Origin of the sequence: Agromyces cerinus subsp. cerinus, assembly GCF_900142065.1 — a bacterium.
GTDB classification, from domain to species: Bacteria; Actinomycetota; Actinomycetes; order Actinomycetales; family Microbacteriaceae; genus Agromyces; species Agromyces cerinus.
In genome coordinates this window covers 197,042-211,453 of record NZ_FSRJ01000004.1, presented here as the reverse complement: position 1 = coordinate 211,453, position 14,412 = coordinate 197,042, and the positions used below count along the sequence as shown (strand labels likewise).

Sequence of the window (14,412 nt, the reverse complement as noted above, 5' to 3'; positions counted from 1 at the left end):
CGATACTTGGCGGAGCAATGGAGCGGAGGAACATGAACCACTACACGGCGCTGCGCGGCGTCATCGCGACTGCCGCGTCGTTCGGGCTCGCGGTGACCCTGCTCACGGGGTGTTCGGCGGCTCCGGAGCCGCCCTCGCCGTCGATCGTGGCGAGCGAAGCGCCCAGCCCCGCCCCGACGCGCGCGGTCGAACCGCTCGACGCCGTGACCACGCTCGTCGTGCGCCCGCAGGCCCTCGAACTGCGGGCCGCCGATGGTTCCGTCGTGCAGTCGCTCGACTACCTCTCCGACGCCGCCGCGGCGGTCGAGACGTTGACGACGGTGTTCGGCGCACCCCCGACGGTCGAGGAGGACGCGGGCTCGAGCTCCGAACTGCCGAGCACCGTTCGCCGGTGGGCCGGGGTCGAGCTCAGCGAGCCGAAGTATCCCGACGCGGCATCCGATGCGTCGCCGGGACCCTGGTATCCGAATTTCAGGGTCGCCTTCACGGCGGCGGCATCCGGCGACGTCGAGCTCACGACGGACTCGGGTCACGTCGTCGGTGAACCCTGGGCCGACTTCGCGGCATCGCCCGACGCGGCGAAGAACGGGTTGTGCGCCGAGCGGTACGGCGAAGTCGTCGTCCTGCCGAGAACCCCCTCCGACGGCACGGTGGAGGATGCCCGGACCTCGGGCGAGTTCCAGGCATCCGACGACGAGACGGTCATCGCGAGCGTCGAAGGGCCGCGCGTCATGCATCGCGACGGCTGCGCATAGTGCCCGGAACCAGGCCGGGCCACATCGGTTGAGAAGAAAGAGGAAACGACGTTGAACAGACCGGGACTCGTCAGGTGGGCGCTCGCTGCCGCGGCACTGTCGATGACCGCGGCGATGACCGGCTGCGTCGGGCCGAGCCCGATCCCCACGGTGTCGCCGACGGCGACCGTGGAACCGACGCCGACGCCGACTTCGACGCCTGCCCCTGCGGCCGATCCTCTCGACGGCGTGGTCGCGCTCGTCGCCACGGCGGAGACCCTCGACCTCCGCGATCGCGACGGCGCGCTGGTCGAGCAGTTCCACTACCTCGACCAGCCGGCGGGCGTCATCGACGCGCTCTCGATCGTGTTCGGTGCGGCGCCCGTCGACGAGGAGCGTCCGGGGACCAACCACACGCCGCCGGCGACATCGCATGTCTGGGGTGACGTCGAGATCGAAGAGCGGCACTACGACGAAGCCCGTCGAGAGGCGGAGTCGATCGAGATGTCGTGGCCACGGTTCGCGGTGTACTTCGACGCACCGACGTACGACGGCATCGACCTCACCACGCCGTCCGGCTATCACGCGGGCGACGTCCTGGCCGACCTCGTTGCAGGCTTCGATTCCGATGACTGGACGTGCGTGGGGCAGGGCGTCGACGTCGTCGCCATCGACGAGTACGTGGAGTGGCAAGGCGGGGTGGTGGAGCGCGAATTCGGTGTCGCGCTCGCGAACCGGGGTTCGATGGGCGGGTCGCCAGACGGCGTCGACGACGACGGCACCGTCATCTGGATCGGCGCGCCGTATCCCGTCGCGGAAGGCTGCGCATAGCGATCAGCGAGTCGGCGGATGCCACGTGGCATCCGCCGGTCGCCCGCGCGGAAGTAGACTCGTCACGTGCCTGCTGTGAATCTCGGAATGCCCAAAGTCCCTGAGGTACTGGCCCCGCGACGCAAGTCCCGCCAGATCAAGGTGGGCAAGGTGCTCGTCGGCGGCGACGCCCAGGTGAGCGTGCAGTCGATGACGACGACGCCCACGACGAACATCAACGCCACGCTGCAGCAGATCGCCGAGCTCACGGCATCGGGCTGCGACATCGTGCGCGTCGCCGTGCCCAGCCGCGACGACGCCGAGGCGCTGCCGATCATCGCGAAGAAGAGCCAGATCCCGGTCATCGCCGACATCCACTTCCAGCCGAACTACGTGTTCCAGGCGATCGACGCCGGCTGCGCCGCCGTGCGCGTCAACCCCGGCAACATCCGCAAGTTCGACGACAAGGTCGGAGAGATCGCGGCGGCGGCGAAGGCGGCCGGCGTGAGCCTGCGCATCGGCGTGAACGCCGGATCGCTCGATCCCCGACTGCTGCAGAAGTACGGCAAGGCGACGCCCGAGGCGCTCGTCGAGTCCGCGGTGTGGGAGGCGAGCCTCTTCGAGGAGCACGACTTCCACGACTTCAAGATCTCGGTCAAGCACAACGACCCCGTCGTCATGGTCAAGGCGTACCGCCTGCTGGCCGAGCGCGGCGACTGGCCGCTGCACCTCGGCGTGACCGAGGCCGGCCCCGCCTTCCAGGGCACGATCAAGTCGGCCACGGCGTTCGGCATCCTCCTCGGCGAGGGCATCGGCGATACGATCCGCGTCTCGCTGTCGGCTCCGCCGGTCGAAGAGATCAAGGTCGGTCTGCAGATCCTGCAGTCGCTGAACCTCCGCGAGCGCAAGCTCGAGATCGTCTCGTGCCCGTCGTGCGGCCGTGCGCAGGTCGACGTGTACAAGCTCGCGAACGACGTCACCGACGGCCTCGAGGGCATGACCGTGCCGCTCCGCGTCGCCGTCATGGGCTGCGTCGTCAACGGCCCGGGCGAGGCCCGCGAGGCCGACCTCGGCGTGGCATCCGGCAACGGCAAGGGCCAGATCTTCGTGAAGGGCGAGGTCATCAAGACCGTGCCCGAGTCCGAGATCGTCGCGACCCTCATCGAGGAGGCCAACCGCATCGCCGACGAGATGGGCGCCGACGCGCCGGTCGGCAGCCCGCAGGTGCTCACCCCGTAGTCGCACGCGCCGCCCGAGCGTATCGTGGGCGGCAGCGGATGCCCCGGGGCATCCGATCGCGAGAGGAGACCGCGATGAGCGGCGACGGCAGCGAGTTCGAGTACCCCGACACTGCGGGCTACCCCGACGGCATGGGCACCCTGCACGAGGGCACCGACGACATGGCGGACGAGAGCGCCGACGACGCCGCGACCGAGGCGGAGGGCGACCTCGAGGCGTTCGCACTGGACGACGAGGAGGACGTCGAGGGCGTCTGACCGCCGCAGCGGCGGTGGGCAGGTCAGGCGGCTCCGGCCGCCCGGAACTCGATCGTGCCCGTGGCGATGTCGGCCGCGAGCAGCTCGACCTCGAGCTCGGTGCCTGCGCGGATGCCGGCGGGCGCCGGACATGTCGCGGTGACCGCGGGGTCGGCGAGCTGAAGGACCGCCCGTTCGCCCCGCACCTCGAGCACGGTCACGGTGAATCGCTCGCCGACCCGGGTGCTCAGCAGCGCGGCTTCGACCCGCGCGATCGACTCGGCGTCGAGTCGGCTCGCCCGCTGCGAGGACGCGCCCATGAGCGATGGCAGCTCGCCGAGCGAGGAGCGCGCCCACTCGGGCACGTCGCGCCCGGCGCAGAGCGCCAGGCAGACGACGAGTCCCCAGCGATCGACGAGACGGCGCAGCGGCGCGGTGACGTGCGCATACGGCGCCGCGAGCGCGGACTGGATCGGATCGGGCGGAACCTCGCCGTCGACGGCGAGATACCCGGCACCGCGGAAGAGCCCGGATGCCGCCTGCATCACCGCGAGCGAGGCGGGGTCGTCGCGGTCGAGGCCGCGGAGGTACTCGCCGTACGAGATGGTCTCAGGCCACGGGCGGCCGAGTGCGCGCGTCTGCGCGCGGAAGGCCGTGACATGCTCCTCGCTCGGCTTCGGCATGGTGCGGAGCACCCCGACGCGGGCGTCGAGCATGAGCTGCGCGGCCGCCATGCCGGTCATGAGCGACAGCTGCGCATTCCACTCCTCGACCGGCAGCGGGTGCCGGCGTTCGAGCGAGTAGCCGCCGCCCTCGGTGCGCACGATCTCCTCGTCGGGGGAGTTGAGGCTCGCGCCGCCCCGGGCTCGTTCGAGTTCGATGCGCAGCAGTCCGACCTCGCGCAGCAGCGCCAGCGAGGAGTCGCCGTCGCCGGCCTCGATGCGCGCCTGCGCCTCGTCGTACGTGAGCTGTTCGCGTGAACGCACCAGCGCCCGGGTGAGTGCCGTCGAGGTCACCGCGCCACGTTCGTCGAGCCCGAACGTCCACACGAACGCGCTCCGGTCGGCACCCGGCAGCAGTGAGGCGCGATCCTCGCTGAGCACCACCGGGTGCAGCGGCACCCGCCCGTCGGCGGCGTACAGGGTCTGGCCCCGGCGTCGGGCCTCACGGTCGACGGCACCGCCCGGGACCACCCAGCCCGGGACATCCGCGATCGCGTAGTGCACCACGAATCCGGTGGACCGGCGCTCGAGGTGGAGCGCCTGGTCGAGATCGGTCGAACCCGGCGGGTCGATGGTGAGGAACGCGAGCTCGCGCAGGTCGGTGCCGGGGTCGGCGACGGCCGCCTGCTCGGCCTCGGCGAGCACCTCGGGCGCGAAGGACTCGGGCACGTCGAGCTCGGCGCGGAGCCGGGCGAGGGCGACCGCCAGCTCGCTCTGCGCGACGGATTCCGTGACGTGCGTTCGGCGGCTCGGCATGCGCCCCAGCCTACGAGCAGCATGGCGATCGGATGCCTCGGCGTGCGGTCTCGCCGAGGCATCCGTCGTGCGCGCCGGCGATGCCGGCACCGCCGGTAGAATTCGAGGATGACCATCAACAGCCGCCACCTCGAGAACGCTGCCAACGCCCGCGACGACGCCTACCACCTCATCGAGGAATTCGCCGACGGTGACGTGCACCCCCGCGTGCTCGAGGTGCTCGAGAGCCTCGACACCGCGCTGTTCGATCTCATCAACTGGGCCGACCAGGTCACGCGGCACCTCGCCGAGAGCGGCGTCGAAGTGGTCGACGTCGACCTCACCTGAGCCGGTCCTGAGCTCGTCCTGACAACAGGGGCGGGAGGCATCCGCGGTGCTCAGTAGAATCGTCGGGTGCCCACACGCCTGACGAACTACTTCCTCCGTACGCTCCGCGAAGACCCCGCCGACGCCGAGGTCACGAGCCACCGCCTGCTCGTGCGCGCCGGCTACATCAGGCGCCAGGCGCCAGGTGTGTTCGCCTGGCTGCCGTTGGGCCTGCGCGTGAAGGCGAAGATCGAGGCCATCATCCGCGACGAGATGACGAACGCGGGCGCGCACGAGGTGCACTTCCCGGCGCTCCTGCCGCGCGAGCCCTACGAGGTCACGAACCGGTGGACCGAGTACGGCGACAACCTCTTCCGCCTGCAGGACCGCAGAGGAACCGATTACCTGCTCGCGCCCACGCATGAAGAGGTCTTCACGCTGCTCGTGAAGGACCTGTACAACTCGTACAAGGACCTGCCGCTGTCGATCTACCAGATCCAGGACAAGTACCGCGACGAGGCACGTCCCCGCGCCGGCCTCCTGCGCGGCCGTGAGTTCACGATGAAGGACGCGTACTCGTTCGACATCTCCGACGAGGGCCTCGACGTGAGCTACCAGGCCCAGCGCGACGCCTACGAGCGCATCTTCACGCGCCTCGGCCTCGAGTACGTGATCGTCAAGGCGGATGCCGGTGCGATGGGCGGCTCGAAGAGCGAGGAGTTCCTGCACCCGACCCCCGTCGGCGAAGACACCTTCGTACGCTCGGCAGGCGGCTACGCGGCGAACGTCGAGGCGTTCGAGACGGTCGTGCCCGAGGCGATCCCGTTCGACGGGCTGCCCGCACCGCTCGTGCTCGACTCCCCGAACACGCCCACGATCGCGACCCTGGTCGACCTGGCGAACGCCGAGTACCCGCGGCCCGACGGGCGCGCATGGACCGCGGCCGACACCCTGAAGAACGTCGTGCTCGCCGTCGTCGCGCCCGACGGCACCCGCGAGCTCGTCGTGATCGGACTGCCTGGCGATCGCGACGTCGAGATGAAGCGCGTCGAGGTGGCGTTCGCGCCCGGTGAGGTCGAGCCCGCGACCGAGGCCGACTTCGCGAAGCACCCCGGACTCGTGAAGGGCTACATCGGCCCCTGGTCCGAGGCCGGTGCCGTGCTCGGCGATGAGTCCTCGACCGGCATCCGCTTCCTCGTCGACCCTCGGGTCGTCGACGGCACCGAGTGGATCACCGGCGCCAACGTCGACCAGAAGCACGTCTTCGGGCTCGTCGCCGGCCGCGACTTCGTCGCCGACGGCACCGTCGAGGCGTCGAACGTGCTGCCCGGCGACCCCGCGCCCGACGGCTCGGGCCCGGTCGAGCTCGCCCGCGGCATGGAGATCGGCCACGTCTTCCAGCTCGGCCGCAAGTACGCCGAGGCGCTCGGTCTCAAGGTGCTCGACGAGAACGGCAAGCTCGCGACCGTCACGATGGGTTCGTACGGCATCGGCGTCACCCGTATCCTCGCGATCATCGCCGAGGACAACAACGACGACAAGGGCCTCGTCTGGCCGGCGGCCGTCGCGCCCTTCGACGTGCACGTGGTCGCGACCGGTCGCGACGAAGCCGTGTTCGACGCGGCCGAGACGATCGTGGCCGAGCTCGAGGCATCCGGTCTCGACGTGCTCTACGACGACCGTCCGAAGGTCTCGCCCGGCGTGAAGTTCGGCGATGCCGAGCTCATCGGCGTGCCGAAGATCGTGATCGTGGGTCGCGGTGTCGCCGACGGCGTCGTCGAGGTCTGGGATCGGGCGACGGGCGACCGCGCGCAGGTCGCGATCGGCGAGGTCGGCGCGGCACTCGCCTGACGCGCGTCGGTTCACCTGAACCGCTCGCTCCGCACCCGTCGGGGCGGAGCGGGCGGTTCAGTGCGTCTCGTGCCGCTCGCCCTGCTGGTGCAGGTGGTCGCGGTGCTTCTCGGCTTCGTGACGCAGGGTCGCGAGGTCGAGCGGCCCCGTGACCGACAGCTCGTCCTCCCAGCACTCGATGCCGCCGACGTCGGGCAGCAGTTCGCGGGTGAAGACCGGGTTGCGGCCCGCCCGGCGCTGCCGGGTGTAGTCGCGCAGCAGCCGGAACGCCACGCCCGACAGCAGCGCGATGGCGACCAGGTTGATGAGCGCCATGATTCCCATGATGCCGTCGGCCGTGTTCCAGATCAGGTCGGAGGATGCCACCGAGCCGACGAAGATCGCGACGACCACGAGCACGCGGTACACCGACAGCGCCGAGCGTCGCCGGGTGATGAACTCGATGTTGGACTCGCCGTAGTAGTAGTTGCCGAGGATCGAGCTGAACGCGAGCAGGAAGATGATGACGCTCAGCAGCACGCTCGACCAGGCGCCGAGGTTCGACACGATCGCGTGCTGCGTCAGCCCGATGCCGCGGGTGGCGTTCTCGAGGTCGGGATTCGAGACCAGGATGATGAACGCCGTGATCGAGCAGATGAGGAAGGTGTCGAAGTAGACGCCGAGCGTCTGCACGAGTCCCTGCTTGACGGGGTGCGTCACGGCGGCGCTCGCGCCCGCGTTCGGCGCCGAGCCGAGACCTGCCTCGTTCGAGAACATGCCGCGTTTGACGCCCGTCAGCACGATCATGCCGAGCGTGGCGCCGACGACCTCGTTGACGCCGAACGCCTCGGTGAAGATGGAGGCGAACACCTCGGGGAGCCTCGTGATGTTCATCGCGACGATGACGAGGCCGAGCAGCAGGTAGAGCAGGGCCATGAGGGGCACGACCGCCTGCGTCACCGAGGCGATGCGTCGCACCCCGCCGAACACCACGAGCCCCGTGAGCGCGGCGAGCACGAGGCCGACCGCCCATGCCACCCAGCCGGGTGCACCGTCGGGACTGATCGTCGATGCGACCGTCGCGCTGATGGTGTTGGCCTGAAGCGAGGAGAAGGCGAACGGGAAGCAGATGATGAGCACGATCGCGAACAGGATGCCCATCCAGCGGGCGCGGAGGCCGCGCTCCATGTAGTAGGCCGGGCCGCCGCGGAAGCCGTCCTGGTCGCGCACCTTGAACAGCTGGCCGAGCGTCGACTCGACGAAGCTCGAAGCACCGCCGACGAAGGCCATCAGCCACATCCAGAAGATCGCGCCCGGTCCGCCGATGGCGATCGCGGTGCCGACCCCGGCGATGTTGCCGACGCCGACGCGCGATGCGGCCGAGATGGTGAACGCCTGGAACGCGGACACCGACTGGGGCACGCCGTCGGCGTCGCGCGGGGTCTTGTCGGTCAGGGTCCGGAACATCTCGGGGATCAGCCGGAACTGCACCACTCCGGAACGCACGGTGAAGTACACGCCGAGGATCACGACCACCGGCAGCACGATCCAGGTCCACAGCACATCGCCGCCGGCGAGCACCCATTCGTTCACGGAGTCCATGCGCCCAGTATCGCGAGCCGGGTTCAGCTGCCGGGCGGCGGCGCGCCGGGGCGAGCGCGCCGGGGCGGATGGCCGTCACCAGGCTGCATCGTTCATCGCGGGTTCACCGCGCGTTCAACCGTCGTCTGATGCGGATTCGGATTCCGCGAGCATTCTCCAGAGTGGAATCCCGACCACGAACGTGAGGACTGATCTGTGACGATCACCGACATCCAGCTGCTTCCGATGGCCGATCACGTGCGCGGCAAGCGTTCGCCGGTGACGTGCCACTTCAAGTGCGGCAACGCCTGCCTCGGCCCCGAGTGCAACACCTCCTCGAACCCCGCTTTCCGCGAGATCGCCTCCGCCGCACTGTCGCGACGGGCGCTGCTCGGGCTCGGGGCCGCGGGCGCCGTGGGCATCGCGCTCGCCGCCGCGACGCCGACCGGTGCGGCCGTCGCGGCGCCCGGCGGCGGAGCCTCGGGCGCTCCGGGCGGCCTGCTGTTCGACGCCATCTCGCCGGTGCCGAAGATCGTCGACGACTTCACCGTGCCCGCGGGCTACACGTGGGCGCCCATCATCCGCTGGGGCGACCCGCTGTTCTCCAGCGTGCCCGCTCTCGACTTCGACAACCAGACGCCTGAGGCCCAGGCCGGCCAGTTCGGCTACAACTGCGACTACCTCGACATCATCGCCGACCGCAGCGGCCGCACCGGCGTGCTCGTGAACAACCACGAGTACGTCAACCCGGGCATCATGTTCCCGCCGACGAGCGACACGGCCGAGCTCGACCGCCGCGCCGCCATCTTCAAGGCGGCACACGGCTTCTCCGTCGTGGAGCTGCGGCGCAGCAAGCTCGGCCGGCCCTGGCGCTACCTCGTCGACGGACGCCGCAATCGCCGCATCACGGCCGACACCGTGTTCGAGCTCACGGGCCCCGCGGCCGGTACCGACCTCGTGAAGACCGCCGAGGACGGCGAGGGCCGGTGGGTGAAGGGCACGCTCGGCAATTGCGCCGGCGGCACCACGCCGTGGGGCACCGTGCTCTCGGGCGAGGAGAACTTCGACGGCTACTTCGCCTGGGCCGCGGACACCGCGGGGCAGAAGCGCTACCGTGCCACGCCGAGCGCGAAGTCCACCTATACGTTCGAGCGCATCGACCCGCGCTTCGACGCGCACGATGCCGGCTTCGTGAACGAGCCCAACCGCTTCGGCTGGATCGTCGAGATCGATCCCGAAGACCCGTCCTCGACCCCGCGCAAGCACACGGCGATGGGCCGGTTCAAGCACGAGGGCGCCAACGTCATCATCGCCGAGGACGGCCGCGCGGTCGCCTACATGGGCGACGACCAGACGAACGACTACCTCTACAAGTTCGTCTCCAAGGGCACGTACGACCCGAAGAACACCCCCGTCGCCCGCCGCAAGAACCTCGGTCTGCTCAGCGAGGGCGACCTGTACGTCGCGAAGTTCGCGGGCAACTCGCCGGCCGCCGAGATCACCGGCACCGGAGCGCTGCCCGCCGACGGCCTCTTCGACGGCACCGGCCAGTGGATCCCGCTCACCCAGGACGGCGAGAGCGTCATCCCGGGCATGACCACGCAGGAGGTGCTCGTGTTCACGCGCCTCGCGGCGGACACCGTCGGGGCGACGAAGATGGACCGCCCCGAGGACGTGCAGCCGAACCCGAAGACCGGCAAGGTGTACGTCGCCCTGACGAACAACTCGTCGCGGACCCTCGCGACGATCGACGAGGCGAACCCGGTCACGGGCAACCGCAACGGCCACATCATCGAGTTGACCGAGACCGCCGGCCAGTCGGGCACCGCCTTCGGCTGGAGCATCCTGCTGCTCTGCGGCAACCCGGCCGTCGATCAGAACACGTACTTCGCCGGGTTCCCGAAGGAGCTCGTCTCGCCGATCTCCTGCCCGGACAACGTGGCCTTCGACTCCGAGGGCAACCTCTGGATCTCGACCGACGGCGCACCCAGCAAGATCGGATTCAACGACGGACTCTTCAAGGTGCCGCTCGAGGGACCCGAGCGCGGCCGCGTGCAGCAGTTCCTCTCGGTGCCGCGTGAGGCCGAGACCTGCGGCCCCGTCATCCACGACAAGGAGGGCATGGTCTTCGTCGCCGTACAGCACCCGGGCGAGGAGGGAACGGTCGGCGCGCCGACCTCCTACTTCCCCGACTACGTGCCCTCGCACCGCCCCGACACCGGCCTCGTCGCGGCGCCGCGACCCTCGGTCGTGCAGGTCTGGCGCGCGTAGGGCGACGCGAAGCGCCCGATGCGGGTGACGGATGCCTCGCGGCATCCGTCACCCTGCGGAACCCGTCTCTACGCCGCGACCGCCTTCGCGGCCCGTTCTCCCGAGACGACGGCGCCGTTCAGGAAGCCGAAGTACTCGACGCTCGTGTGCTCTCCGGCGAAGTGCACGTTGCCCTCGGGTGTCGATCCGGCGCCGAACAGCGTGGTGTACTGTCCGGGCCGCAGCACCGTGTAGGCGCCCTTCGACCACGGGTTCGCCCACCAGAAGTCGCGGTAGGACTTGCCGGTGTATGCGGCGGTCATGCCGGGGAAGATCGGCTCGACCTGCGCGAGGAGGCCACTGACCTGTGCCGCGCTCGCCGGGCCGAAGGCGTTGCCCGTCCACGCCTTCACCTGGTCGCCCGAGGGGAAGAAGTTGAAGACGCCGGTCGGCAGGGGGTGGTCAGCCGTATCGTCCCAGCCGCACTGGAACCCGTTCTTGTTCGTGTACGCGGCGCCGCCGTACCCCTGCTCTACCCACGGCCGGTGGCTCACCTGCACGTGCACCTTGGCGTTCGCGCCGAGTCCGACCTCGTCGATCGCGCGCAGCTTCAGCGCCGAGAATCCCGACTGGCTGAGGTCGCAGTCGCGCAGGGTCGTGAACGGCAGCGCGAGGATGGCGCGGTCGGCGGTCTGGTCGACGGTGGTGTTGCCGACCTGGAAGCTCAGGCGCACGGTGCCGTCGGCGTTGCGCTTGACAGCGGTGAGCTTGTAGCCGTAGCGCACCGTGTTCGCGGGCAGCTCCTCGAGCATGCGGGAGACGATGAGGTCGTTGCCGCCGTTCACCGAGTACTTCTCGTCGGCGCCGTTGACGGGCGAGAGGCTGTTCTGCGCGTTCCACCCGAGCAGGTAGACGAGGCTCAGCGCCGACTGCTCGTGCGGTTCGAGGCCGTACTCGCTCATCACGTTCGACTGCATCAGCTTGGCGAACCGGCTCGAGAGACCGCCCGGCACGTTGGCGGCGAGCCACTGGTCGACGTTCATCTGGTCGAGGGCGACGCCGGCAGCGGTGTGGTTGTCGTAGGTCTGGCAGTACGGCGCGCTCGCGAGTGCGGACTTGAAGGCCTGGTAGACGACGCCCCAGTCGGCGTTCGCGTCGTCGTACGGGTAGTCGGCGCCGTCGATCCAGTACTTGTCGTCCCAGCCCTGGTAGCTGCCGCCCGCGACGACGTCGAGGCTCAGGCCGAGGTTCGACGCGAGGTTGCGCGTGGCGTTGTGGTCGGTGTTGATGAGGGCGCCGCCGTGCTCCACGACGATGCCGTCGTCGAAGTGGCCGCGCAGGCTGTAGCACCGGCCACCGGCTCGGGCGCTGCCCTCGTAGATGGTCGAGGCGATGCCCTTCACCCGCCAGAGCCAGTGGGCGGCGCGCACGCCGGCGAGACCGGCGCCGACGATCACGACGCGCGGCGCGGGGCCGGGCTTGGCCGCGGCGGCGTGGGCGGGCGTCGCCATGGCGAGCGCCGCGCCGGCGCCGATCGCGCCGCCGGCGATGAGCGCGTCGCGCCGGCTGACGCCATGGGGGTGCTCGGGTTCGCGCCCGAGCACGTCGTCGACGGGAACGCCCGTGCGATCGGCCTCGGCGTGGGCGCGGATGATCCGGCCGAGCCGGGCGCTGAGCGGGGTGGTGCCTCGGGAACCTGTCATGATGAGAGCCTCGCAATCCGTGGTGGGGTGGTACGGGAGCCGCTTAACATGTTGCTTAGTGCAATTGAGCAGGATGTCTCGTCAGTGCGTCAACCCCCAACTTCTCGCGACCACGGCGGGCCCGGCGCCCCGAGGCATCCGTGATCTGCGACCTGGAGGTGGGGGAGTGACGGGCAACGACGTCGGCGAACAGGTGCGCCGCTACCGCGTCGCCCGTCGGCTCTCGCAACGTGCGCTCGGAGAGCAGGCCGGGGTCACCTCGGGGTTCCTCAGCCAGCTCGAGACGGGCCGGACCAACGCGAGCATCTCGACGCTGCGCCGCCTCGCCGACGCCCTCGGCGTCGGACTCGCCGATCTCGTCGAACCCGGCCCGGTCTCGGCGGCCCGCGTCGTGCGCGCCGACCTCCGGCGCACGCTCTCCGCGAGCGACGGCATGACGAAGGCGTTCCTCACCGAGCCGCCGTTCGGCCACGTCGAGATGTACGCCGTGACCATGGAACCCGGGGGATCGACCGGTTCCAGCCAGTACCGGCACGGCGACTCCGAGGAGGTGCTGCTCGTGCTGCGCGGGAGCGTGCGCGTCGAGCTCGCCGACGAGATCCATGTGCTCGCCACGGGCGACAGCATCGTGTTCGCGAGCAGCACACCGCACCGGGTGGCCAACGACGGCGACGGCGAGGCGGAGCTCGTCTGGGTGAACAGTCCGCCCACGCCCGCCGATTGAGACGGCACCCGACCTGCGACCGTGCGAGGAGCGTCCGTCGTGGCTGCCCGTGGGTCGCGACATCCGGTACCGTAGAGTCCTGTCCGCTCCGAGGGGAAGCGGCGTGAGAGCTGAATAGAGGAGGCCGGGTTCATGGATATCGACCTCAGCGTGCTGCGGATGATGGAGCGCGAGAAAGAGATCCCATTCGACGAGCTGGTGGAGATCATCGAGCAGGCCATTCTGATGGCCTACTTGAAGCACACCCATCCCGACCAGCACGGACATGCGAACCCCGACGGCGCACGTGCGCACCTCGACCGCAAGACCGGCCACGTCTCGGTGTTCGTTCCCGAGCTGGATGAAGAGGGCAACGTCGTCGGCGAGGCCGAAGACAGCCCGAGCGACTTCGGCCGCATCGCCGCCTTCGCCGCGAAGCAGGTCATCAACCAGCGGCTCCGCGACATCGCCGACGACGCCGTGCTCGGCGAGTTCCGCGGTCGCGAGGGCGACATCGTCGCCGGCATCATCCAGCAGGGTCCGAACCCGCGCATGGTGCACATCGACCTCGGCACGGTCGAGGCGATCCTGCCGCCCGAAGAGCAGGTGCCCGGCGAGGAGTACCTGCACGGTCAGCGCATCCGCGTCTACGTGACGAGCGTCGCCAAGGGCCTCAAGGGCCCGTCGATCACCGTCTCGCGCACCCACCCCGCGCTCGTGCGCAAGCTGTTCGCACTCGAGGTGCCCGAGATCGCGTCGGGTGTCGTCGAGATCGTCTCGCTCGCCCGCGAGGCCGGCCACCGCACCAAGATCGCCGTGCGCGCGACGCAGCCCGGTGTCAACGCCAAGGGCGCCGCGATCGGCGAACTCGGCCAGCGCGTCCGCGCCGTCACGGCCGAGCTCGGCGCCGAGAAGATCGACATCGTCGACTGGAACGACGACCTCGCGACCTTCGTCGCGAGTGCGCTGAGCCCCGCGAAGGTCACGAGTGCCTTCGTGATCGACGAGGCGACGCGCGCAGTGCGCGCACTCGTGCCCGACTACCAGCTCTCGCTCGCCATCGGCAAGGAGGGCCAGAACGCCCGCCTCGCCGCGAAGCTGACGGGCGCGAAGATCGACATCCAGCCCGACTCGGTGCTCGAGTCGGACTGAGTCCAACGGTCGCCGAGCGGCCGCCGAGCGCCCGCCGTCGGCGGGCCGACAGCGCAGAGTGTAAGATGGAACCCGTCAGAACGTGCATCGGATGCCGTTCGCGTGCCCCACGAGCCTCACTTCTGAGGATCGTCGCCCAGAACTCCCACGTCATTTCAGATGATGCGGCCGTGCTTCCGGGTAGGGGAGCGTGGCTGCATCCGTCACTCGAGTGCTACCGGCTCGCTGAGCGGCGACGCGCCTTCGGGCGTGCACTCCGCATTCGCGGCGAGGTGGACACCAGCAACGTAGAGAACAGGCTGAACGGCGTGATCACTAATGAGTAACGACTCATGAGCGGCTCGAAATGAGACCCGTCCGTCATTGATGGTCTGCCCCTGTCCGGGGTCG

At 69.8% G+C, this 14,412-nt stretch carries 13 protein-coding genes; 10 read left to right on the top strand and 3 right to left on the bottom strand.

Going from position 1 to position 14,412, the window contains the following annotated elements; all coding sequences use genetic code 11:
- Positions 1-32: 32 nt before the first annotated feature.
- From BUR99_RS15250 to BUR99_RS15235, 4 genes are all read left to right on the top strand, one after another.
- The gene (locus BUR99_RS15250) at positions 33-755 is read left to right on the top strand and encodes a hypothetical protein (protein WP_074261233.1); all 723 of its coding nucleotides are present in this window, start codon (positions 33-35) and stop codon (positions 753-755) included.
- 51 nt (positions 756-806) lie between these two features.
- Positions 807-1,565 carry a hypothetical protein gene (locus BUR99_RS15245; protein WP_143231671.1) on the top strand — a complete coding sequence of 253 codons (759 nt, stop codon included), beginning with the start codon at positions 807-809 and terminating at the stop codon, positions 1,563-1,565.
- An 87-nt stretch (positions 1,566-1,652) separates the two neighbouring features.
- Positions 1,653-2,783 (top strand): flavodoxin-dependent (E)-4-hydroxy-3-methylbut-2-enyl-diphosphate synthase, encoded by a 1,131-nt coding sequence (gene ispG, locus BUR99_RS15240; protein WP_074261231.1) that lies wholly within the window; start codon positions 1,653-1,655, stop codon positions 2,781-2,783.
- 74 nt (positions 2,784-2,857) lie between these two features.
- Complete coding sequence (locus BUR99_RS15235) at positions 2,858-3,040, top strand: hypothetical protein (protein WP_143231670.1); 183 nt, start codon at positions 2,858-2,860, stop codon at positions 3,038-3,040.
- 23 nt (positions 3,041-3,063) lie between these two features.
- On the opposite strand, the gene BUR99_RS15230 is transcribed toward BUR99_RS15235, so the two are convergent.
- Positions 3,064-4,497 (bottom strand): RNB domain-containing ribonuclease, encoded by a 1,434-nt coding sequence (locus BUR99_RS15230; RefSeq protein ID WP_074261229.1) that lies wholly within the window; start codon positions 4,495-4,497, stop codon positions 3,064-3,066.
- 108 nt (positions 4,498-4,605) lie between these two features.
- Here BUR99_RS15230 and BUR99_RS15225 point away from each other — a divergent pair, with 108 nt between their 5' ends.
- Positions 4,606-4,824: a hypothetical protein gene (locus tag BUR99_RS15225; protein WP_074261228.1), complete on the top strand. Its 219-nt coding sequence runs from the start codon at positions 4,606-4,608 to the stop codon at positions 4,822-4,824.
- Between the two features lie 66 nt (positions 4,825-4,890).
- Positions 4,891-6,654, top strand: a complete 1,764-nt coding sequence (locus BUR99_RS15220; protein ID WP_200802754.1) for a proline--tRNA ligase — start codon at positions 4,891-4,893, stop codon at positions 6,652-6,654.
- A 57-nt stretch (positions 6,655-6,711) separates the two neighbouring features.
- Here the strand turns inward: BUR99_RS15220 and BUR99_RS15215 are convergent, their stop codons facing one another.
- Positions 6,712-8,235, bottom strand: a complete 1,524-nt coding sequence (locus BUR99_RS15215; protein WP_074261227.1) for an alanine/glycine:cation symporter family protein — start codon at positions 8,233-8,235, stop codon at positions 6,712-6,714.
- A 225-nt stretch (positions 8,236-8,460) separates the two neighbouring features.
- Between BUR99_RS15215 and BUR99_RS15210 the strand changes: the two genes are divergently transcribed.
- Positions 8,461-10,485 (top strand): PhoX family protein, encoded by a 2,025-nt coding sequence (locus BUR99_RS15210; RefSeq protein WP_074261610.1) that lies wholly within the window; start codon positions 8,461-8,463, stop codon positions 10,483-10,485.
- Positions 10,486-10,553: 68 nt separating this feature from the next.
- Here BUR99_RS15210 and BUR99_RS15205 read toward each other — a convergent pair whose 3' ends face one another.
- On the bottom strand, positions 10,554-12,167 hold the full coding sequence (locus tag BUR99_RS15205) for a flavin monoamine oxidase family protein (RefSeq protein WP_074261226.1): 1,614 nt from the start codon (positions 12,165-12,167) through the stop codon (positions 10,554-10,556).
- Between the two features lie 166 nt (positions 12,168-12,333).
- Here BUR99_RS15205 and BUR99_RS20295 point away from each other — a divergent pair, with 166 nt between their 5' ends.
- The 3 genes from BUR99_RS20295 (at position 12,334) to BUR99_RS15190 (ending at position 14,348) form a co-directional block, all read left to right on the top strand.
- The gene (locus BUR99_RS20295) at positions 12,334-12,891 is read left to right on the top strand and encodes a helix-turn-helix domain-containing protein (protein ID WP_074261225.1); all 558 of its coding nucleotides are present in this window, start codon (positions 12,334-12,336) and stop codon (positions 12,889-12,891) included.
- A 132-nt stretch (positions 12,892-13,023) separates the two neighbouring features.
- On the top strand, positions 13,024-14,022 hold the full coding sequence (gene nusA, locus BUR99_RS15195) for a transcription termination factor NusA (RefSeq protein WP_056658274.1): 999 nt from the start codon (positions 13,024-13,026) through the stop codon (positions 14,020-14,022).
- A gap of 65 nt (positions 14,023-14,087) precedes the next feature.
- Positions 14,088-14,348: a YlxR family protein gene (locus BUR99_RS15190; protein ID WP_074261224.1), complete on the top strand. Its 261-nt coding sequence runs from the start codon at positions 14,088-14,090 to the stop codon at positions 14,346-14,348.
- Positions 14,349-14,412 lie beyond the last annotated feature (64 nt).